Annotated in this window: 17 protein-coding genes and 1 CRISPR repeat array (1 of these 18 cut by a window edge); of the genes, 8 read left to right on the forward strand and 9 right to left on the reverse strand. The window is 39.0% G+C overall.

The features are described from left to right. Positions 1 to 126 precede the first annotated feature (126 nt). From AC04NP_RS10145 to AC04NP_RS10160, 4 genes are all read right to left on the reverse strand, one after another. Entirely contained in the window at positions 127 to 513 is a 387-nt protein-coding gene (locus AC04NP_RS10145; RefSeq protein ID WP_482859587.1) for a sigma-70 family RNA polymerase sigma factor, read from the reverse strand. Next, the gene (locus AC04NP_RS10150; RefSeq protein ID WP_482859589.1) at positions 500 to 721 is read right to left on the reverse strand and encodes an RNA polymerase sigma factor; all 222 of its coding nucleotides are present in this window, start codon (positions 719 to 721) and stop codon (positions 500 to 502) included. Before AC04NP_RS10150 ends, AC04NP_RS10145 begins: the two co-directional genes overlap by 14 nt. Positions 722 to 906: 185 nt before the next feature. Then, positions 907 to 2253 (reverse strand): tetratricopeptide repeat protein, encoded by a 1347-nt coding sequence (locus AC04NP_RS10155; RefSeq protein ID WP_482859591.1) that lies wholly within the window; start codon positions 2251 to 2253, stop codon positions 907 to 909. Between the two features lie 102 nt (positions 2254 to 2355). Next, positions 2356 to 2517, reverse strand: coding sequence for a hypothetical protein (locus AC04NP_RS10160; RefSeq protein WP_482859593.1), 162 nt, complete (start codon positions 2515 to 2517; stop codon positions 2356 to 2358). Positions 2518 to 3173: 656 nt separating this feature from the next. Here AC04NP_RS10160 and AC04NP_RS10165 point away from each other — a divergent pair. The 4 genes from AC04NP_RS10165 (at position 3174) to AC04NP_RS10180 (ending at position 9813) form a co-directional block, all read left to right on the forward strand. Then, the gene (locus AC04NP_RS10165; protein ID WP_482859594.1) at positions 3174 to 4973 is read left to right on the forward strand and encodes a class III lanthionine synthetase LanKC N-terminal domain-containing protein; all 1800 of its coding nucleotides are present in this window, start codon (positions 3174 to 3176) and stop codon (positions 4971 to 4973) included. A gap of 20 nt (positions 4974 to 4993) precedes the next feature. Then, complete coding sequence (locus AC04NP_RS10170) at positions 4994 to 5302, forward strand: lanthionine synthetase LanC family protein (RefSeq protein ID WP_482859764.1); 309 nt, start codon at positions 4994 to 4996, stop codon at positions 5300 to 5302. A gap of 270 nt (positions 5303 to 5572) precedes the next feature. After that, the gene (locus AC04NP_RS10175) at positions 5573 to 8833 is read left to right on the forward strand and encodes a tetratricopeptide repeat protein (protein ID WP_482859596.1); all 3261 of its coding nucleotides are present in this window, start codon (positions 5573 to 5575) and stop codon (positions 8831 to 8833) included. A 242-nt stretch (positions 8834 to 9075) separates the two neighbouring features. Further along, positions 9076 to 9813, forward strand: coding sequence for a class I SAM-dependent methyltransferase (locus AC04NP_RS10180; RefSeq protein ID WP_482859597.1), 738 nt, complete (start codon positions 9076 to 9078; stop codon positions 9811 to 9813). 92 nt (positions 9814 to 9905) lie between these two features. Here the strand turns inward: AC04NP_RS10180 and AC04NP_RS10185 are convergent, their stop codons facing one another. The 3 genes from AC04NP_RS10185 to AC04NP_RS10195 form a co-directional block, all read right to left on the reverse strand. Continuing rightward, positions 9906 to 10715 carry a phosphatidylinositol-specific phospholipase C/glycerophosphodiester phosphodiesterase family protein gene (locus tag AC04NP_RS10185; protein ID WP_482859598.1) on the reverse strand — a complete coding sequence of 270 codons (810 nt, stop codon included), beginning with the start codon at positions 10713 to 10715 and terminating at the stop codon, positions 9906 to 9908. Positions 10716 to 10725: 10 nt separating this feature from the next. Further along, entirely contained in the window at positions 10726 to 12108 is a 1383-nt protein-coding gene (locus tag AC04NP_RS10190; protein ID WP_482859599.1) for an alkaline phosphatase PhoX, read from the reverse strand. A 206-nt stretch (positions 12109 to 12314) separates the two neighbouring features. Next, positions 12315 to 13097 carry a hypothetical protein gene (locus tag AC04NP_RS10195; RefSeq protein ID WP_482859601.1) on the reverse strand — a complete coding sequence of 261 codons (783 nt, stop codon included), beginning with the start codon at positions 13095 to 13097 and terminating at the stop codon, positions 12315 to 12317. Between the two features lie 48 nt (positions 13098 to 13145). Between AC04NP_RS10195 and AC04NP_RS10200 the strand changes: the two genes are divergently transcribed. After that, the gene (locus AC04NP_RS10200) at positions 13146 to 13319 is read left to right on the forward strand and encodes a hypothetical protein (RefSeq protein ID WP_482859602.1); all 174 of its coding nucleotides are present in this window, start codon (positions 13146 to 13148) and stop codon (positions 13317 to 13319) included. A gap of 11 nt (positions 13320 to 13330) precedes the next feature. Here AC04NP_RS10200 and AC04NP_RS10205 read toward each other — a convergent pair whose 3' ends face one another. Beyond that, the gene (locus AC04NP_RS10205) at positions 13331 to 14002 is read right to left on the reverse strand and encodes a porin family protein (RefSeq protein ID WP_482859604.1); all 672 of its coding nucleotides are present in this window, start codon (positions 14000 to 14002) and stop codon (positions 13331 to 13333) included. Between the two features lie 428 nt (positions 14003 to 14430). Next, positions 14431 to 15555, reverse strand: coding sequence for a Fic family protein (locus AC04NP_RS10210; protein ID WP_482859606.1), 1125 nt, complete (start codon positions 15553 to 15555; stop codon positions 14431 to 14433). Positions 15556 to 16272: 717 nt separating this feature from the next. On the opposite strand from AC04NP_RS10210, the gene cas9 reads away from it, so the two are divergent. The 3 genes from cas9 to cas2 all read left to right on the forward strand — a co-directional run bounded on the left by cas9 (position 16273) and on the right by cas2 (position 21849). After that, positions 16273 to 20538: a type II CRISPR RNA-guided endonuclease Cas9 gene (gene cas9 / locus AC04NP_RS10215; protein ID WP_482859607.1), complete on the forward strand. Its 4266-nt coding sequence runs from the start codon at positions 16273 to 16275 to the stop codon at positions 20536 to 20538. A gap of 79 nt (positions 20539 to 20617) precedes the next feature. Beyond that, positions 20618 to 21514, forward strand: a complete 897-nt coding sequence (gene cas1 / locus AC04NP_RS10220) for a type II CRISPR-associated endonuclease Cas1 (RefSeq protein ID WP_482859609.1) — start codon at positions 20618 to 20620, stop codon at positions 21512 to 21514. After that, on the forward strand, positions 21511 to 21849 hold the full coding sequence (gene cas2, locus AC04NP_RS10225; RefSeq protein ID WP_482859611.1) for a CRISPR-associated endonuclease Cas2: 339 nt from the start codon (positions 21511 to 21513) through the stop codon (positions 21847 to 21849). The genes cas1 and cas2 overlap by 4 nt, the downstream gene beginning before the upstream one ends. A 352-nt stretch (positions 21850 to 22201) precedes the next feature. Then, a CRISPR array of direct repeats spans positions 22202 to 23187; the repeat unit is 36 nt; unit sequence GCTGTACTAAGATACAAATTGAAAGCTAATCACAAC (it continues 41 nt past the right edge of the window).

Genomic DNA, 23187 nt, shown 5'->3' on the forward strand with positions numbered 1-23187 from the left:
TAAAAAAAATGGTAAAAATTGTTTTTCTCAGACAAAAAAATATCCATAGGCGAAGCATTCGCCAGAGATGTTTGGATAGATAGAATTAGTAAAGAGATAGGCCAGCAAAAAAATCAAATGCCGAAGCTAGCACAACTGGCTGATGGTAATAATGGCAAGGTTAAAGTATAAATGCCGCTCCATATGTTTTTTAATGATAATCAAAGCTTCCCAGATGTGATTTTCTACAGTTTTAATGGTGACCCCCAATTGTTTGGCTATTTCAGTATTACTTTTCCCCTCTTGTCTGGAAAGCTGAAAGATGCTCCTTTTCCTCTCGGGTAACCGCTCAAGCACACTGTCCATTATATTATCCAGGTCCATGGAAATAACAGGATGATCAGTTTGATCACGCGCCCTCAGTGCATCTTTTTTCAATACTTCAGCCAGGTCTTCATGTTGTACGGCATCCCTGAGGTAGTTCAGTGAACGATTCCTAACCATCCGGTACAAGTAGACCTTAATAGTTACCATCTTTTTTAAGACTTTTACGGTGTATCCAGAGTTTAAAAAAAACGTCCTGGATGATTTCTTCAGTAATAAACCGCGATTTGGTAAATTGAAAAGCATAATGGCTTAATCGCTTTTCATGCATTTGGTAAATTTTCTCAAATGCCTCCAGGTCATCATCTTCAATAAGGCGCTTAAAGAGCTGATTTTCATCTGTTAACTTTTCCAACATTGAACCATTGATAGTTAAAAAATCATAATATGGGCAACAATATTAGTGATAAGTTAAAGAAAAATATCAGGAAGTTTGTTAACTTAAGATGAATTTTTTCGAAATAGTTGGTTAACCAAGATTGTCGAACGCAGCGTGCGAAAGTCTTAAAATTATGTTGAAAAAGGGCTGAAGTTCGTCAGCTACTATAGCTTATCATCTTCGTTGAACTTTCTGTGGATATCTTTGTAACTCCTTTTAAGAGAGTCGTTTATAAGTAGGGATTCCTGTAATCTTTCGGTGGCGTAGGCCACCATTTTTTTCTCGTTTTTGTAGTGTCTGCTAAGCTTTTTTTGCCGGATCAATAACAGGGTTAACATAAAAATACCGGCAATGACTAAACCTGTAATGTTACGAATGGCTTTTTCTTTTTCAAGACCGGCTGCTTTTTTTAACTGATACTCCCTGGCGATAGCCTGAAGCTGTTGTCGTGACGACGATTCCTGTAAGGTAACCTTTTGGTTTTTCAACGCCTGGTATTGGCGGTCATAAGTGGTAAGATAACCTTTTAGTTTACCAAGGGGTAAAGATGCCTGCGGAAACCTGCTGATCAGGGATGAGATCTGACCCAGGGCATTCATTGTTGCTTCACTTACTTTATTTTTGTCTACTGCTTCTAACCCTTCTTGAAGCAAGCTTAGTGCTGTAGTGATATCGCCTTGCTGTTCGTGTAATTTTGCCAGAAGACTGACGGTACTAAGCATGAGAGCAGGATTTTTCAAAGATGTTTTTATTTCCATAGCCTTGTCCAGCCACTTCTTTGCTGCATCCGGATTACCTTCCAAGAGATATGTTTCACCAATATTATGATAGGCCACGGCATGTTTTTTGCGATCGGAACCAGCGTATTGCAAGGATCTACGATAATGATCTCTGGCGGTGGTGTAGTGTTTCTTTTCATAACCGACCCACCCCAACAAGTTGAAGATACTGCTTATAAGCGCTTTGTACTTGGGGGGATTTACTATAAGTGCCTGATTCAAAAAGTACAATGCGGAATCCGGTTGACTTTTTTTAAGAAAACTGCGGGCTATATGATAGAGTGCAATAGCCTGGTTGTTGGGTATATTGGCCTGTTCGTATCTTTCGTTGGCTTTTTTCAGATAGCCCACCGCCACGTTGTAATCATAGGCATCATAGAAGATTCGTCCCAAATCCAGATAGGCTGACCCCTCTGCTCTCGGATTGTTCAGCTTTTTGCCTGTTTCCAGGAGGTCGTACAACACCAAAACGCTTGCTTCGGTATTACCTTGTTTTCTGTATACTTTGGCAACAATGGACAGGGCTTTGGTCAGGTGGAGATCACTACCATTTTTCAGTGCCAATTCCCGGAGTTTTTCCGCATGCACCAGCGCTGAATCAAAATTTTCATTTTGATAAAGGTGCCAGACTTTTTGCCATAAAGTATCGGTTTGGGCGTTGGTTTTAAAGCATATCAAGGATAACAGAAAACCTGCCGAACCGAAAAAAAAATGCAAAGGTGTGATTTTCATATCCTGAACTTTAAAACTGTATGCAAACAGTTACAAAAAGCAAACGAGTTCAAATTTAATTAGGAAAATAAGAAAAAAAAAGTGGGAATTCCCACTTTTCTATTAAGGTTCCTCTTCCATATTTTCTTCCACATCCTCACTATCCGGTGCCGTCACCTCGGGCACTGTTACCTGTGGAGTGATGTTGTCTGCCGGATCATCGGTACAGGCTGCGAAACCGGCGACTCCTACCAGCATGGCTAATAGATAAACAAAAGTTTTCATGGTAGTAAATTTTATGGTTAATTTTAATAAAAAGAATTTCTGGCTGGTTAATACGTTATTGATTTGAAACACAGAAAGATCATTAGCTCATTTGGCCAAACGTGCAAAAAGCTTCCTAAGAAGAAACTTTTAATTAAATTGAAAAAACTTCCTCAGTCAATTAGGGCAACAAGCAGGGTATAAACTGATTAAATTCACTTTCCAATGGCTGGTATAACTAGCCCGGTATATTTCATAAAAGTACTGTTTATTCTTAACTTTTTTCCATTTGAGATAGTTGGTTGATTGAAAATTAATTAATTTATTTAAGACAACCTAGTGGTAAGTTGATAGAAATTATCCACTCTATATCTTGAGAGGACTAAGGATTTATGGAATAGCTGATTTTAAAAGTCACCATAAGATTGATTCAAATTTATAATTTCACTTTCCTATGGTTTATTTTGCCATATTATTCGTAAATAACTTTTCAATTAAACAACAATTACCATTTTTAACAAAAAAAACATAAGCAAAGACAAGTTTCTCCTATTCTTTTCCTAATTTTTAATAATAAATTATTCACATCATAGGTTAAAAATAGTCATAAAATCAGTTGTGATGCCCCTTATTTTTGACTACTCCTCTAATTATTGTTCTTTTTAAAATTATGACCTATGTGCTCGAAATTAAGCCAGACTGTCAAAAGCGAAAAACATGTTTTTGACGATTATTCCAAAATTCTTGACAAATATCAACTTAGCTATCAACAAATTCCTTGTTATTATCAAATAGGTGAACCCAATAGAGTTCAAGGCTGGGTTTTACATCTAACCGTTACCTGGATTCAGATCCCTGAATTATTATCTGCAATATTACCTCTTTTGACATCTTATGGCATTCCTTTTAAAGTGGTGCAAAATAAGAAAAAGGCCATTATGCTTTGCGATGGCAGCTTAGGTTACAATCAACTCGGAAAAGTTTTTTGCATTTATCCGCCTGATGATGAGACCACGGTTGCATTAGTAAAGGAATTTCTTGTTCTTACAAAAAACTTTCACGGTGTCGAAATCCCAACTGACCATCACCTGGGAGGGATTATTTATACCCGTTATGGCAGCTTTAACCCCAAACTTTATGTGGACCAGAATGGAAGAGTTGACCGATACATCTATGATCTCAATGGACAGTTGATTAAGGATGAGTACCACACGCCATTTAAATTCCCCAAAGGTATCTATTGGCCATTCAGCGAAATATCTAAACCTGAGGAACATATCCCTTCCACTTTTCTTAATAACCGTTATAAAGTATTAACTACAATTAAAACAGATGCTAAGGGACGCGTTATGAAATCACTTCGAATATACGGTTTTTGGGTCCAATGGATCATTATTAAAGAAGCAAAATCGGGTGTATGTGTGGATAAAAAAGGGCGTGATGTAAAAGACCGGTTACTTTGGCAGTATGATTTACTCAATGACCTAAAAGGTAAAATACCTGTGCCCCGGGTCTATGATTTTTTCCAGGAAAAGGGGAGTTCATATTTGGTCATGGAATATATAAAAGGGGAGCAACTGGGGACAGTAATTGATAACGCTTATGAGATGTCCGTATGGTTTAATTTGAGTACTGACAAAAAGTTACTTTTGGTAGATTACCTTTTACAGTTAGCTGATACTATACATAAAATGCATCAACAAGGATATGTGCATCGTGATATTAACTGGATGAACTTTATATTGAATAAATATAACCTCATTGTTCCAATCGATCTGGAATTGGCTTATTCTACTGTGGCGTATAAACCTGATCCTCCATTTACCCTGGGATCGGATGGATTTATGTCTCCGGAACAACTGGAGGTAAAAACACCAAAGGTAAATCAAGATATCTATAGCTTAGGGGCTTTGATGATAAGATTCTTTACGAACCTGAGTCCGGTAAAATTTGATAATGCGAATCATAAGTTGCTGCAAGACCTAAACTTTTTTATCAATAATAAAACAATTTCCAGCCTTATTAGCACTTGCTTAAGTTCAGAGCCAGCTATTCGGCCCGATATTAAAACTATAAAGGATGCACTTGAAAATTTTTGCTTATCATTGGATGTTGCAGAAGGTTCCAAAATAAGTTATTGTGAGTCACCTCACGAATTTGTAGAAGGTGCCATTAACGGTCTTGGAGATACTCTGATGATTCATCCCGGTCAGATGTGGCATTCCAATTCCGCCAGAGAAAATGAACCATTAGAAAACCAACAAGGTGGGATTTTGTATGATATAGGTGTATACACGGGTGTAAGCGGCGTTATGACTGTATTGGCAAAATCTAAGTTTCAAGGATTTGAGGTAAATGCTATAATGAAAGGGTATAACAGAAGTTGGGAATATATCCACAATGATTTTCTAAGTGCGCTACCTAACGTGTTACCTGGCTTATACCACGGAGCCGCATTACCGCCTACAAGGTTTTAGGCGATCCTGAGTGCAAGGAAATTGCGGAAAATGCTTTGCGGATTAATCCTGAACATATAGTATACCATAATTTTTCACTGGCAAACGGCACCACCGGACTGGCGGAAGTATATCTTACAGCCTCCGAAGTTTTTGGTGACAACGAATGGAGGGAGAAGGCAGAATTTATTTTGAATACACTTCTACATGCACATCGTGGCAATGATGAGTTATGCTACTGGATAGTGGAAGACAACAAAATGCCCACCGCCGACTTCATGGTCGGCAACAGCGGCATACTTCATTTTCTCATTAGATATTTATCACCGCAAACTTCTTTTTTTGTATAATCCGGAACGCTCGAAAAAAAGTTATTATAAGTACAGGCGACAGAGGCAGTAAAAACTGCCCTTTTTCTTAATAAATAATTCCATAATTGTCTGGCTTTTTAATACTTATGGTGCTTATCTTTGAGTACCTGTCGGATTATACATAACCAGACTACGGAAGATACGTGATTTGAAAAAATTTAGTTGACACCAAACATAATATACTGAATGAGAAATTTTTATTAGCCAAAAGTGAAGCAACAAACTGTCTTAACGAAATTAATCAGCCTGATGGCAATGGTATTGCTTACGGCTGAAACCCGAAGCCAAAACGCGATTGCAGATAGCCTGAAGACGGAATTGAATCAGGCTAAAAGTGATACGGCAAAAATAAGGTATACTATCGATTTGGCCATTCATTTAAGTGGAATAGCACCTGATACCGCTCATTTACTTTGCCAACAGGCCAGTGTTTTAACCCGCCAACTGGCAGATTCTCAAATCAGAACAAGTGCATTAAGCCTTGTTGGTAAGGGGTATAAGGCTATCCGTCAATTGGATTCTGCCCTTCTGTTTTTCAGACAGGCGCAACAACTGGCTTTGGAAAACAATGATAAGCGATTGTTGGCAGAGGTGCTTAACAATCTGGGTAGTACTTACAGGGGAAAAAATGATCTGCAGCAGGCACTGAATTATTATTTACAATCACTTGAAGCCCATAAAGCAATAGGGAATAAATCCGGACAAACCGCTGCCCTTAACAATATAGGCATTATTCATACGAATAACGGTGATTTTGATACTGGGTTGAGGTATTATGCACAAGCCCTTCAACTGCAGCAAGAAACAGGAAACAAAGAGAGCCAGGCCGCTATCTTGCAAAATATCGGATTGATTTATGGCCAGCAAAACCAACTGGAAAAGAGTATAAGTCATTATCACCAGGCGCTGGAGCTAAGGCGGGAGCTGGGGCAGGTGGCTGCTGAAGCTACGTTGTTGAGCCTGATCGGCACTACTTACCGTCGGCATGGTAATTTCACGGGCGCCCTGGAGGTTTATCAGCAGGCCCTGAAAATTATGGAGGAGCTGGGGGATAAAAAGCTTATGTCCAGGACTTTAATGAGGATTGGTAATTTATACAATAGTCTGAAAGACCATCGCAAAGGGATAGACTATTTACAGCGGTGTCTGGCGCTGCGGGAGGAGTTGGACGATATTCCCGGCCAGGCTGGGGTGCTCAATAACATAGGCAGGACTTTTATGTTAAAAGGGGAATATGATCAGGCTTTGCAGCATCTTCATCGTTCCCTGCGCCTGAGAAGGGAGGTGGGGCCTCGAACCAGTGAGTCTTATCCGCTTTATAACATCGGTAGCACGTATGAAAAATTAAACCGGTTGGATTCGGCCTATTTTTATTTGCGGGAGTCTATCGGGTTGTCAAGAAAGTACAATAACCAATACCTGGAAACACTGTGCCTGACCGATCTTAGCCGGATATATTGGAAAAGAGGTGAGGTTTCAGAAGCGGTAGCCAATCTGGAGGCGGCTTGGTCGCTTTCTCCGGAAGATGCCTTGCCAACCGAAAAGGTGGAGGTAGCAGCGTTACTATACCAGATCCATAAAGAACAGGGAAACTATCAACTGGCGCTGTACTACCATGAAAAGCACCATGCGCTTCTGGACTCACTGTTTAATGAAGAAAATACCAAAAAAATCACGCTCATGGAGGCGGAATATGGGTTTGAAAAAGAAAAACAGCGACTGGCTTACGAAAAGGAAAAGGAACTATTTTTGATCGATGAGAAACTCCGGCGGCAACAGTTTTTTCAGATAGCCATGGCTTTGGCCTTGTTGATTGCCCTGGTTTTAATTTTCGTCATAGCCAGATATTATCGTTTGAAGCAACGTTCCAATGAAGAATTGCGACGGCTAAATGATGAGATTTTGCAGCAAAAAGAGCAGCTTGAAGAGCTCGATGGGGTTAAATCACGTTTTTTTACCAACATCTCGCATGAATTCCGTACCCCGCTTACTGTTATTTCAGGCATGGTGGAACAAATCAAAAAATCGCCTCACAACGGGCTGGAGAAAGGTCTCAAAATGATTAAACGCAACAGTGCTTGTTTATTGCACCTGGTCAATCAAATCCTCGACCTTCGAAAACTGGAAACAGGTGGTTTGCGTCTCAATCTGATTCTGGGTGATATCGTCTTTTATCTGCGTTATATTGCTGAATCTTTCCATTCCCTTGCTGAAAACAAGGAAATCAAACTCCATTTCCGGACCAATGAGCCGGAGTTGCTGATGGATTATGACAAAGATAAAATACTTTGTATCGTATCCAACTTGCTTTCCAATGCCATCAAATTTACATCTGAAGGGGGAGAAGTGCACTTTTTGATTGGTAAAGAAGCGGCAAAACCAACGCCTATGCTTGTCTTGCAAATCCGGGATACCGGTGTTGGCATAAGTGAAGAAAAACTGCCGGATATTTTTGACCGTTTTTATCAGGTCGATGATTCCAATACACGTAGTGCCGAGGGGGCCGGTATCGGTTTGTCCCTGACGAGGGAATTGGTGAAGTTGATGGGAGGAGATATTTCTGTCGTAAGTAAATTAGGAGAGGGCACTACTTTCCATATAAGATTACCGATCAGACATACTGCCGCTTTTGATGATAAACTGGCCGATAAAATTCAAATCGACAACATTGACACCATCGTTTCGGCTGTTGCGGCGAATGTATCTTCTCACCACCACTCTCACGAAACAATGCCAAAGATCGCCGACGGTATGGCCGAAAGGGTGACTGTACTTATCATTGAGGACAATGCGGATCTGGTACAATACCTGACATCCATGCTTCAGGATGACTATCGGGTTGTCGTGGCCTGTGATGGACAAGAAGGAATCAATAAAGCCATTGAGCAGATACCTCACCTGATTATCAGTGATGTAATGATGCCTAACCAGGATGGGTTTGAGGTCTGTGAAATTCTTAAAAAAGATCAACGCACGAGTCATATCCCAATCATTATGCTTACAGCCAAAGCAGATGATGACTCACGGATTACCGGCTTCAAAAAAGGGGCAGATGCTTACCTTTCCAAACCCTTCAACCAAAAAGAACTACTGGTTCGCCTGGAAAAACTGCTGGAAATCAGACGCCAGCTCCAGGCGCGCTACCAAAACCTGGATCTTTCCACAGCCTCGGAAGATCTTGCCGTACGACAGGAAGACACTTTTATTTCAAAGGTGAAAAAGATCATGGAAGCCAATTTGAGTAATGACGGTTTTGGCATTCCTGAGTTGTGCCAGGAACTTGGCATGAGCCGGTCCCAGCTACATCTCAAGATTAAAGCACTGACCAACCGGTCTACCACCCATTTTATCCGGTTAATCCGTCTTCACAAGGCCAAAGAGTTGCTCCAGACCTCTGATTTGAATATTACGCAAATTGCTTACGAGGTAGGTTTCAGGGATCCTTCCTATTTTACACGCACTTTTACGGAAGAGTTTAATCTTTCTCCCAGGGAATTTGTAAAAAACTGATAATCAGTTCCTTATTCTAATAAGTGCATTCTTCAAAAAACAATAATCCAAGAATTAAAAACAATAGTCCAACTTTTTGGGCAAACAAACTATGATATTTGTCAGGTAAATCGGTGGAAGAATATCAAAGTTGTGGTTTGATGGCAATCATCCGGAAGCTATGAATGGCACGCTGGTTTTTGGTAAGCAATCGATGATATTAATCGGATAAATCCATCATAGAATGTCAAAGCTATCGTTCAATGAATCAAATGGTTAATGAAGATATTACTCAAGGGTATGATAACTCCAAACGGCTTCCTTTTCGTAAGCACGTGGAGGAGTATTCGATTTTTCAGATTGCAGGTGATATCAATGGTTTACGGGTACTTGACCTTGCTTGCGGGGAGGGTTTTTATACCAGGAAATTAAAACAGGCCAATGTCGCTGATATCCTGGGTGTGGATACTTCTTCGGAAATGATCCACCTGGCTGAAACCACAGAGCGAAAAAAACCGATGGGTTGTGCGTATATGACTCACGATATTACCAAATTACCCTATCTTGGCCCATTCGATTTAGTCGTAGCGATGTATCTGCTTAATGATGCCAAATCAAAAGAAGAACTGGTAGCACTATGCAAGACGGCTTACCGCCAACTCGATGCCGGCGGACGGTTCGTTGGATTCAATGACAATGTATCAAATCAAATCAGCTATTACGAAACTTACCACCAGTATGGATTTATAAAACAAAGCACCCCGGAAAGGCAAGAAGGCGATCCGATACAATACACATTTTACAATTTAGACGGGACAGAATTCCGGTACAATAACTATTATCTTCATCCGGAAACCTATGCCGCTGCTTTTGCTGAAGCCGGCTTTAAGGATTTCAAATGGATTGACCCGATACTTGATCCTTCGCAACAAAATAACCGTTACTGGGATCATTTCATGAGTCATCCACCTGTCATCGGCTTTAGTGCTAAAAAGGAATGAGCAGAAAATAATACCCCCTTTAAAAGCATGATCGGACGAGGAGATTGGATTGATCACCGCCATTTGGTTTGGGATGGCGGTGTTTTCTTTTATCAGGGTGACCCACGTTCCACTAAATGTCCTTTAAGCCCGGAAAGATTATCCGTGTTTATTAAATCCACCCCGTTTTTGAGTAAAAATGCCCATACCTGCGGTAGGTCTGGAGCAGCCCAGAGTCGTACTTTTTTACCTTCAGCATGTGCCTCCTTTACAAAAGTACGCAACCTTGCTACTTCCTTTTCTTCTGCCGCACCCTTACCATCCCAGGAAAGAAACTTCCGGTAATGATCGCTTATTACAGGCATTACCGAAGCTGCCAGACCTTTGCCCAGATCTATGGGGCGTCCATCCACGCCTGCCAGCAATATATCTTCCTGCAGCATAACCTCATAAAATCCTCCGCTGGCACTGCCGGATAGAAAAATCTTTACAGGCTTGCCGGTTTCTTCAATTCCCTTCTTTACTGCTGAAATGAAATGCCGGTATTTTCCGAGTAGTTTTTTTAATTGTTTATACGCAGGGGCGGCCTCGCTTTTGAAATCAATCATCAGGTAGAAAAATTTCTCATAGCCAGGATAAACGTAACCTTCATTTTCTTCAATTATCTTTTGCAGTGGTTTCAGGTACAAATTTTCAAGCGTTCGTCCCCTATCTAATACCGCGGGCAGGTCATGATAAACATAAAGTATATCATCCACCAGAAAGACGTCGGCTTCTACGGAGGTGAAGCCATTTTCAAGAGCGTCCATCAGGGGGCGTGTGTGCTCATAATCGTTATGTGCGTGGGCATTGGGTAAAGGAATAACCTGTGCAAGGCAACCAGAGGCGCTGATGATCAGAAAAAATGCAGACAGCAGTTTCATAGCAAGGTATTCATGCCAAATTACCCCATGGGCCGGTTATAGCGATTGTTTCTCCGTTTTCCTGGATATTCACAAACAGCGTTTTGCCGGATGGGGAAAAGACCAGTCCGGCAAATTCTGAGGTAGAACTCCTGTTGCAGGCAATATTGTAAAGCTCCCCTTGCTGATTAATACCACGAATGTAGTTAAGTTCCCCATTGTCTTCGCAGAGGATGACATCACCCCAGGGCGCCACTGTCAGGTTGTCACACATATTCAGAATAGCCTTGTCTTTCGATTGGGCGAATAGTTCGAGGATGCCAGGGTTTAAATTTTCCTGACCTGTACCTTCTGCGGGTGAAGGTTTATACCTGAAAACCTGGCCGAATTTATTGGGACCTCCGTTGGTACAGGCAAAATAGATTTCATTTTTCCCGTACCACATGCCTTCCCCTCTGGCAAAACGCGCTGCACCGGATTCAAACCCACGATATCTGAGATCGTCGTCGGGCGATAATACCTCATCGATATCCAACCATTCCACTTCCAGAGGTTTGTGAAGGTGTACGGTCTTTTTAGTCCAGTTACGTGTGTCCAGGCTCTTTTTTCCTTTTACAGCCAATACCTGGAGCTTTCCTCCCTCGTGCAGGTTTTCTTTTTTATCAGGAATATAGCGGTATATTAAACCGTCGTGCCTGTCTTCGGTTTGATAGACGATGCCGGAAACAGGATCCACCGCCACCGCTTCATGGTTAAACCGTCCCATATCTTTTATGGGAAGGGGTTTTGCCAGTCTGATTTGGTCGGAGGCAGGCACTTCAAACACAAAACCGTGATCTTTTTCGATGTTTCCACCTACGGTGGCCACATCTTCTTCGCAGGTAAGCCAGCTATGCCAGGGTGTTACGCCACCGGCACAGTTGCGATAGGTGCCGGCGAGACTTAGAAATTGCTTTTCCACCTCCCCGGTATCTTCGTTATAAACCATCGTGGTGGTACCACCGAGGCCGGGATCTTTTCCCTGGCCGGCATCATAGACCATGGAGTCATCGATTTGGCTGAACAATTCATTTTGGACGCCAAAGGGGCTGTTTTCAACGGGTGTGGGACTGTTTTCATGATTGCAGACGATGATTACCTTTCCATCTTTGCCGTTAAAAGTACCCATGCCATCAGGCCTTCCGGGTACTAAAAACCCGTCCTGCATTTTTTTTCCTGACCTCGATATGACCCGGTATGAAAATCCTTCCGGGAGGTCCAGGTAGCTTCCCGGGTCATTTGTCAATGGCAACTGCCTGGTGTGGGGTTTTGCATGCATGGGAATGGTGGCACATCTGGCCAATGAAGTAAATCCAAGGCTGACAAGCGCAGCCTGTTTTACAAAATATCTTCTGCTTTGGAGGGAAGTTTTCATTATAAAGTCAGTATCTGGGAAAATTTAGGAGTTTTTGGCCGCATAAGTCATTCGCATTTTTTCTGCTGATGGTCCTGGAAATCAACTCACCTGATTTTAAGTTCCCTTCAAAGAAAACTAATTAATCTGAAAAAATCATTATTATGGGCATTAAGGAAAAGTTAATAATCATCTGATGTTTGCTACTATATCCTGACCCCCTGCTCTTATTTTCTCAAAAGAATGCCGGTGCGTATTTGGCCGGTGAGTTCAAAGGTATCCCAGTAAGTGTCGTAACCCGCTCCTATATTGACATCGAAAAATACAGATTTTCCCATTCGCCGTTGCCAACCGAAATGTCCACTGATAAGCGGTGAAAACCTGGTTTCTGATTTCAATACTTCTCTGTTTGCTATCGCATCTCTCGAAATGTCAACCTCTGATAAAACGAATAGATAGTAAGCTTTGACTCCCACATAGGTGCCGGTGAATTTTTGGACAGGTTTTCCCTTTCTTAACCGTTTTTGTACGCCGACATATCTTCTTAAGCCGGTATTTAAAGCCAGCCAGTATTGATCATAATCAGCACCGCTGGCAGACGTAGCAGTTGGTAAAGGTAAATCATAGACAAACCCCATCATCAAATTGGTGACAACCGAGAAGTAATCCGCCATTTGAAATTCCCCTGACAGGGAAAGCCCACCTAATTTAAAATGCTTGCCAAATGAGCAATAAGGATTTTCCAGAGCGATGATATTTTTGCCTTCAAAGAAAGTGCCTTCCGCAGGTGCGTGTTTATCAGATTCTTGTTTCAAATCCTGGGTTGAGGTTGGGCCATAGCCTATGCCTATAATTAAGTTAAACCCTAATTGCAGGCTTTCAATCCCTGAAAAATAATTGACCGGAAACCGGGCGTCATGAATTTTGTCAACAACGAGGCCATCTAAAATGTCAGGCCCTGAGTGATCAGCAATGATGGCAACATCTGGTTTACCAAAAAGAAAGATCAAAATACGGTATTTGCGTATCTTACCGAAAACCCCCGTTGGGTTAGGGGTATGCGCAAAGACTTTCTTTTAAGAAGTGTCAAAGCCACTGAAAACACTAAAATTAATGTGCTGGGACAATCCGGTAACCTGGTGGAATATATGCCTGGGGTGGATGCCACGTCATACTTCGAACAAACGCCGGCGTTAAAAGATATTTTGATATCGGGTGGCCATGAATTTTGAATTATGGAAAATCAAAATTTGATTTCTGCGCCAAAAGCTACCGAAAAAAGTTGCGGTGTGCCATCCTCATTCTGTTCACTAACGCGGTTGAAAAAGTACCGGTACTGCGGTTCAAGAACAATAGCCAGTTTATCTAACAGATGATACTTAACCCCGGCCCCTAAAAAACCACTGATCAGAAAGGAATTAATATCAAAAGTAAGGCGCTCGGTATCTTCCTGGCTATCATCTTCAAATGTCGTGGATTCATCGTCAGCTATTAAAAAACCGGGAGCAAGGCCGGCGGAAAAGAAAAAGTCAAAGTTACTTTTTTCAAGAAATCCATAGTTTACCGAAATAGGTAAATCCAGATAAGATAATTCTGCAGATGTGCTTCTCGGCAGTTCTGAAAGCACCGGGTCATTGGGCTCAATAAATCTGAAATTATGGTTTAAGGTAAAATCCCTGGTTGCGTAGAGTACCTTCAGATTCAGCCCAAACTTGTCATCAAGCTGATACCGCACAGAGGCACCGATGCTGTAATTGAGGTCGGTGTCAAAAGTAGCGGGGTTTCCTTCCACGGTACTAAAGTCAAAATTGTAAAAATCAGCAGAGCCTGCAACTCCCAAACTTAATTTTGAATCTTGTCCGAAAGCCATTAATGTTGATAAAAGAAGTATGCTGAGTGTAGTAATGGTTTTCATGGGTCGTTTGCTTAAAATTTAAAAACGGTGTGATGATTACCGTTATTGCGTTGAATGTTGAATATGATTTTGTTACAAAAGCGAATAATAGAAATACCGGGAACACGACGTATTTCTCGACCGGCCTGAAAGAGGCAGGGATAGGTTGATTGAGGAGATAGTAGATTGTAATAAAGCAGCATAATACTACCTCCCTTTCTGTGAGATTAACAACCCTAAAATTTTTCATCTTACATTATAACAAATGTTTAATAAGGTGAAGGCTTATTTAAGAAAATAGATAAAAACTTAATTCAGAGAAGTTGTTAGTTAACTTTTCTTCTAAAAAGTTTAATAGTGGTCTGCAACAACTTGCTAAACCATGATTGAAATAATTTTTTACTAACACCGGCCATTTATTTTGATAGCACTTCCAACGCCAATCGACATTATTTAAATAGTTGAATATAATCTGTGAATAAATATTTTTTCCCCCTGCTGCTTCCGGTAATTTCATTTAATATTCCAAGCTTTTCCAGCTCGTCCAATAATCTATATACAGGGGGAGCAGAGAGTTTGGTTAATTCCTTTGCTCTTAATGCATCAATCATTGGATGCTGGTACAGATATTCTAAAACTAATTGAGCGTTATTTGCCCTGCTACCGAGTGTCTGTAATTTCATGTCCGTTTCTTTTTGTAATTTCATGATACTATCAAAGGTTTTTATGCCGCTTTTAGCAGTTTCGATTATCCCGACAAGAAAAAATTTGTACCAGTGGTTAATATCATTTTTTTCCCTTACTCTCATTAGATTATCATAATAGAGCGATCGATTTCTTTCAAAGAAATCCGATAGGTATAAAACCGGTTTTTTTAGTATTCCTTTTTCAACCAAAAACAGTGTTATCATGAGCCTGCCTACCCGTCCGTTCCCATCAAGAAATGGGTGAATCGTTTCGAACTGATAATGTATTAGTGCAATTTTTAATAATTCCGGAAAGTATTTGTCGGCATTGTGAGCAAATTTTTCCAAATCGCTCATATATCCATTCAAGGTAGTGTGGGTAGGCGGAATAAAAATTGCATCACTGATAGTAGCCCCTCCAATCCAATTTTGACTACTTCTGAATTCACCGGGTAATTTATGTTCACCTCGTACTCCCCGAAGCAAAATTTTATGTGTTTGTTTAATTAGCCTTGATGAGAATGGTAGTTTATTCAGTGCTAAAATAGCTGAATTGAGGGCGTCGATATAGTTTTGCACTTCCTCCCAATCATTTCTTTTTTCTTGTGCCACATCTTCTTTGTCAAGCAATACCTCTTCTATGTTGGTTTTGGTGCCTTCTATCTTGCTGGATTGAATTGCCTCTTTAAAAACATGCATACTAATGAATAGATCGATATTCGGAATATACTCCGAATACATATCAAGCCTTCCGAGCTGCCTGTCGGCTTTACCCAAAAGGCTAAGTATTTCCATATTTTCAATGTTCCATGGCCTGTTAATTTTTTCAGGTTGAAAACTTTTGTATGTTCCCTGACTTATATATTTGCCCGCCCTAAAATTTTTCATCTCATTAATCATAAAATGTTTAATAAAGGTATAGCTTATTTAAGAAAATTTCAAAAATCTTAATTAAGAAAATTTATTAATTAATTTTTTTGCCAAAATATTTAATAAAAAACTTGCTCATCTACAGACAAAATGATTTTTTTACCTACTCATGGCCATTCTCTGGATTCAGTTTCTAACTGAAGCTGAAAAATGAGGCAAGTCTGATTGACCTACAATCATCATCTGATTAAAGCATCTGGTTTTTTTAAAGTTTACACATTTAACAATATTTGCTCACAATCGAATAAAAAACTTACACAACCTGTGTCACAATACCTGTGATAACTTTTGAGATTTCTAAAATTCTTCTAACTTTAGATACATAACCCATTTGGATCAGGCAGCTATAGGTTTAAAAATTCTTATAATAGCACTTTTAGAGGACTGGGGCATTTATTTGTGTAAGCACCTGTTTACATAAAACACCGCTTTTGTAACTGGATTTTTGTTTAAAATGAAGCCTTAAAGGGAAATGAGTAACTAATTGCACATAATGACTAGCAAAGATTTATTACCGATATTTCATAAAAAATGCCCCGCATTGTAAGGCGAGGCAACTTAAATGTTTTCACAACGGAATAATCCTTATTGTGATTAGCTTTCAATTTGTTAAAACTAAAGTTAATACAAATTATATTGATTTGCCTATTTTTTTAAAGAAAAGATTACATAAGTATGAAAACAATTTTAGGACTCGATTTAGGGACCAATAGTATTGGTTGGGCTTTGATTAAACAGGATTTTGAGAAAAAGGAAGGAAAGATTCTTGGTATGGGCAGCAGAATTGTATCAATTGACGGTGCTGAGGTGTCTGATTTTAAGAAAGGCCAACAGCAAACCAAAAATGCCAATAGAAGAATAAAAAAGGGAGCCAGAGTAGGTAATAAGAGGTATAAGCTTCGCCGAAATAAACTGATTTATGTATTGGAAAAACTGGGAATGCTTCCAAATCACATAAAGTTATCTGAATCTTTTGAAAATCCTCTAAGATTACAGAAAATCAATGTACTTCCTATTCCAAAAAACACACCTCAACTCACCGTATTAGAGACTTTGAAACTCCGGGTAAAAGCGATCCATGAGGAGGTTTCAGCCAAAGAATTAGGTACAATACTTTACAAGTTTAATCAATTGAGAGGATATGCAGGAGGAGACGATGAGGATGTACAAGATGATCTTAATGAAGTTCTTGGTCTAAAATCCGATAAATCTTTTCCTTCCCAAATCACTTCTATGGCTCAGTTTAAAATTTTGTGTCATGAACCTACAGACGAAATAACCAGGAAGAAAAAGGTCTTTAAGGTAGAAGTTGAAGACATTGAAGGTAAAATCTGGGAAGGAACCACACTTGTTCAAAGTATGACTGTTGGTGACACTCTGGAACTCAAAAAGCTTGTTCGCCAAAATACAACAAATGGCGAACTTACTTCAATCGAATTTTCCATGCCCGGTAAATCGAGTTGGCGAAGAAATATGGAAAACATGGAGAAGGCCCTTGAAAGCCATAGCCAACATAATGGCAGAAAAACCTACTTAAGTGAATATTTTTTAGATGTATTAAAGGAAAATAAATGGAAAAGAATTAGAAATAATATAATTCTAAGAGCAAGATATATTGAAGAATTTGACGCTATTTTGAAACGTCAGTCAAAGTATTTTGACAATATTTCTGAATCTAAAATCAAGGAAATCGCATATTTTTTATTCCCCGGCCCTTCAATTACACAGCAACAATTAAGAAAAGAGGCTATGGAAGGAGGTATTATACACATTATTCGCAATCAGATTATTTATTTCCAACGGGAGCTACAAGATCAAAGTCATCTTATCTCAGACTGCAGGTTTGAACCCGGAGAAAAAGTAGTTGCAAAAAGTCATCCCGTTTTTCAAGAATTTAGAATATGGGAACAGATCAACAAACTATCGATTAATCGTAAAACGCTTATCGGTGAAACCGTAAAAGGAAGGCCTAAATATGTTTATCAGGACAGACCTATACCTGCTTCGCTCAAAGAGTTTTTGTTTGATGAGCTAAATCAAAAACAGGATATGGCTTTCGCGGCAGTTTTTAAAGCTTTAAAAAAGTTTGGAGGATTTGATGAAAACGTAGATTTTTTTAATGGGCTTGACAAGAAAAGTAAGCTGACAGGAAACACAACCAAACTTATGTTAAAAAAACGTTTGGGTCGCTTTTGGAATATTCTCAATTTGGAAAACACTGAAAACCTGATTGAACTGTGGGATATTTTATACCATTCTAAAGGAAATGAATACGATTTGAACAGTGAAAGGAATAAGAACATTTTTCGATACTTAGAGCGTAAAGGCATTGTAGAGCCGGAAATGGACAAAATTATTATAGCTATTTCATGTATTAGATTACCCAGAGATTATGCTTCCTTATCTTTGAGGGCCATTAAGCAAGTGCTACCATTTGTAAGAGCAGGGAAGTACTATGATTATGCTCAATTTTCTGAAAATACTCGTGAAAAAATAATCAGATTACTCAATGAGCATACAAATGATACCAATGAAAAACCGCTTCAAACCTATTTGGAACAAAATGAAAGCGAAGTTCTGTCCTCTGGTGGCTTTATAAATGCTTACGCTCTGATGTTGATTTATGGTCAGCATACTGCCAAGCAAATTTCTGAAATGGAGACCTTATCATCTTTCAATAATATTAAACCATTAGAAAGACACTCTTTAAGAAATCCTCTAATAGAGCAGATGGTTAATGAAACACTCATGGTGGTAAAAGATATTTGGCGGCAGTTCGATATTAAGCCGGATGAAATAAAGGTGGAGCTAGCCAGAGAACTGAAAAATAACATCAGGGAAAGGAAAAAAATGCATGAAGCCAATCAAAACAACAGGAAAAATAATGAACGAATAAGAGAACGATTGATTGAACTTAAAAAGGAATTATCAAGTGGAAACCTGGAAAAATATAAGTTATGGGAAAGTCAAAAAAACAATTCTCCTGAGTATTTATCTGAGTATGAAGCCACAGCTAATGAAATCGAAAAAGTCAAACTTTGGGAAGAACAAGGACACCTTGACCCGTATACCGGACAACCAATCCCCCTTTCCGGACTTTTTTCCGGACTATATGATGTAGATCATATCATCCCTCAATCCAGATATTTTGATGACTCACTTAGTAACAAGGTTGTTTGCTTGAGAGCGGTAAACAAGGATAAGGGAAACCGAACACCTATGGAATACTTTGAAACTGGTTCGACTTCTTGCAAAGTCTTAGCCAAAGAAAAATTTCTGGACACAGTTTCTAAAAGGTTTTATGGAAGAAAAAGAAAGAATCTGCTGACGACAAAAATTCCTGAGGATCCCGTGGAACGTCAAAAAAAGGAAACCCAATACATTACTGTAAAAGTAAAAGAAGAATTAGGAAAAATAGTGGGTTCAAAAAATGTAAAGGTTTCATCAGGTGGGGTTACCCATTATTTACGAAACCATTGGGGAATTACCGAAATATTCAAAAAAATCATGCTAGGCAGATTTGAGGAATATCATAGAAAAAAGTCCGAAAGTATTTATCATCTGAATAAAGAGCAAAAAGTAAAAGACTTAGATAAGCTGGTAGCAGAGGGTTTTATCCTTCCAAATGAGAACGAAAATTTAGAAGAATTTTCAGAGAGATTTAGTAATTCAAGAATATTCAGAAAAAACAATAATTTAGTTGTAAAAGGTTACTCTAAACGCTTGGATCATAGACATCATGCGATGGATGCAATTATAATCGCCTGTACGAATGAGAAAGTGGTGAAGAGGCTTAACGATCTCAATAAACATTTACAGGAGTGGGTTAACGAAAACTGGGAAAAACTGGAGCTATCTTCAAAAGCCTCTGAGGAAAGGCTTGAAGAGTTTTTGACACAAGAAAACAAAATCAGAAGTAAATCACTTCAGGAGATCGAAAAGTTTAGAGCTATTGTACAACCTTGGGAAGGCTTTTTGAAAGATATAAAGCATGGACTTTATTCAATTATTGTTTCTCACAAACCAAAGGATAAATTGCTTTTGCAATATGATGAAAAAGATAAAAGAAGTATAAAGATACGTGGAGAGCTTCATGAAGGGACCAATTATGGGCTATCTGGTGGCTTTGAGACTTATCGAGTTCCATTAAGCAAATTTTCTGAAAATCAGTTTCAAACTGAAAAAAATATTGAAAATATTGTCGATAAAAACTTAAAACAGTTAATCAGGACTCATTATAAGGAGAAATTTAAAGGTAAAAAAACAGAAGCATTTGGCTCAGAAGGAATAATGAGTTTAAACAAGCATTTATCTGGCTTTGGACACACGCCAATAAGGTCGATAAAAATTTACAGGAAAAAGATTGACAATCCTGATAAGTATAAAATTAGCTTGAAAAAGTTAGATAGAAAAAAAGCTTACAATAATAAATTATATGTCTTAACAGGAAGTAATTATCTTTTTGCTGTACTTGAAAAGAATGGTAAGCGTATTTATGATGTAATATCTTTTTATGACGCTGTTGATTTACTCAAAGAGAACTTTAACCAAAGTGCAGATAAAATGTCTTTTGATAAACACTTGATGTTTAAAAAGTACTTCGAAGAAGAAAACGGAGCAAAGTTACTGTTCATGTTGAAACAATTAGACATGGTTTACCTTCCTGAAGAAAATGAAGAAGTAGTACTAGATTACCAAAGCCCTTTATACGATGACTACTGGAAAAGCTCGGAAAGGGCCAAAAATATTTATACAGTGAATAAATTTAGTGGTAAGGAGATCTATTTCACGCATCATACTATTGCAGATGTAATCGAAAAGAAGTTCGAACTGGGGTCTCAAAATATGCTTCAGCTTCTGAACGGTAGAAAAATTGTTGCGTATTGCTTTCCAATTGTTCTGGATAAACTTGGAAATATTCAAGGGTTAGGCATATCGTAATAATCTAATTGGTATATGAGGTCTGTCCGGCTTTTGAAAACCCTCCAGATCTAAATACTCAAACGAAAATACAAAAGTCATGATCAAAAGAACTATATATATAGGCAATGAAGCACACCTTTCTACCAAGAATCAGCATTTACTTGTAAACTATCCAGAAGAAAATGAAACAAAAAAGGTGCCTGTAGAAGATATTGGTATCATTGTACTGGATCATTATGCTATTACCATCAGCCATACTTTAATGGGCCGTCTTCTTGAAAATAATGCAGCCTTAATTACTTGCAGTAGTAACCATATGCCCCAAGGTTTGTTGCTTAACCTTGAGGGACACTCTATACAACAGGAAAGATTCCAGCATCAGATCAATGCTTCGGAGCCTTTAAAAAAGCAACTTTGGCAACAGACAGTGAAGGCAAAAATTGGTAATCAAGCTGCCTTGCTGGGTAAAGCCGATATCGCCGTTGACAACATGTACTACTGGCAAAAACAGGTTCGTTCCGGTGATCCGGATAATCTGGAAGGCCGGGCCTCTGCATATTATTGGAAGCATTTGTTTACCCATGAATTGGATGGCTTTAAAAGGGGTAGATTTGAAGAGGAACCAAATAATTTATTAAATTATGGGTATGCGATATTACGAGCTACGGTAGCCAGGAGCCTGGTGGCGTCGGGTTTGCTTCCTACTTTAGGCATTCATCATCACAACCGGTATAATGCCTATTGCCTGGCCGATGATATCATGGAACCCTATCGTCCCTATGTAGATCATTTGGTGTTGGAGATTATCGACGAAACAGCGGAATACCAGGAGCTTACCAGAGAGTTGAAAGCTAAATTATTGCAATTGCCAGTAAAGGACGTTTGCATCAATGGACAAAAAGCTCCTTTGATGAATGGAGTGGCTGTAACCACGTCATCGTTATATGATTGTTTCTCGGGTAAACGTAAGAAGTTACTTTATCCGGAGTTATGAGTTTTGAACGAATCAACCAGTATAGAGCTATGTGGGTGATGGTATTATTTGACTTACCGACCGAAACCAAAAAGGATCGCAGAAACTACCGTCAGTTCGTGAAAGGTCTGGAAATTGATGGCTTTACCATGTTCCAATTTTCCATTTATCTCCGCCACTGTCCAAGCCGGGAAAACGCTGAGGTACATAAGCTACGGGTAAAAAAGCTACTACCTCCAAAGGGACACATTGGTATTATTCATATTACCGATAAACAGTTTGGAATGATGGAGCTTTTTATTGGCCAGGATAAGGAGACGTTGCCTCAAATATCGCAACAATTGGAGCTTTTTTAGCAGTAGCTTGGAATGACCTTCCTTACATCTCATTTTCATTACATTATACAAATTCACCGGTAAATAAAGCCGCTGTAGTTGCTTTGCCCCATTTTTAATCAGACTATGTCAAACAATTTATTGAAAAAAATCATTCTGGTAATTTTAGATTGAAAAAAGAATAAAAAACAAGTGAATTTTGCTGGTTTTCTATCTATTAGCAGAATTTGTTAACCTACAATTTTCGTGAAAAACATAGTTGTTAGAGATTAAAAAATTAATTAGACGACCAGAGCATGATGGCTGGATTGTAGTTTTTGCTTTTGATATCTTATCTTAAGTATTGGCATACCAGGGGATTATGACCTGGTATGCTGTACTAAGATACAAATTGAAAGCTAATCACAACGCGATTTCTTTGTGGCATCTAAGCCGTAATGCTGTACTAAGATACAAATTGAAAGCTAATCACAACAATGAATCGCATTAGGCTCAACAAAAGCACGCTGTACTAAGATACAAATTGAAAGCTAATCACAACTGTATTTTGGATGTCATCATTTTCTTACCTGCTGTACTAAGATACAAATTGAAAGCTAATCACAACCTATCTGACAAGGTAGACAAGGGTACGAATGCTGTACTAAGATACAAATTGAAAGCTAATCACAACCATTCATTGCAGTGTTCACGTAACCAGATAGCTGTACTAAGATACAAATTGAAAGCTAATCACAACAATAGCCCCTAATACCTTTTCATTTGATTGGCTGTACTAAGATACAAATTGAAAGCTAATCACAACGGAATGCTAGGTAAGCATTCCGAGGTAATCGCTGTACTAAGATACAAATTGAAAGCTAATCACAACGCCATATTTAACCCTGTTTTCCATATTTATGCTGTACTAAGATACAAATTGAAAGCTAATCACAACAATACATCGGATTCGGAATTTCCTTATCAGGCTGTACTAAGATACAAATTGAAAGCTAATCACAACCAAAAAATTGATGCGGCCTTTGAAAAGTCTGCTGTACTAAGATACAAATTGAAAGCTAATCACAACCATAAGATTTTTGCCAGAAAAATCGGCGATAGCTGTACTAAGATACAAATTGAAAGCTAATCACAACGGCCTGTTAATCATTAATCCATAGAAATACGCTGTACTAAGATACAAATTGAAAGCTAATCACAACAAAGTTATTCGAGTCCATGCCCCTTAAAATGCTGTACTAAGATACAAATTGAAAGCTAATCACAACGCCGGCATAAAATGGAAATCACCACATGCCGCTGTACTAAGATACAAATTGAAAGCTAATCACAACACTACGGTAGGTGGGCTGATGAAGG

The sequence above is a fragment of the Agaribacillus sp. DX54 genome (assembly GCF_056858335.1).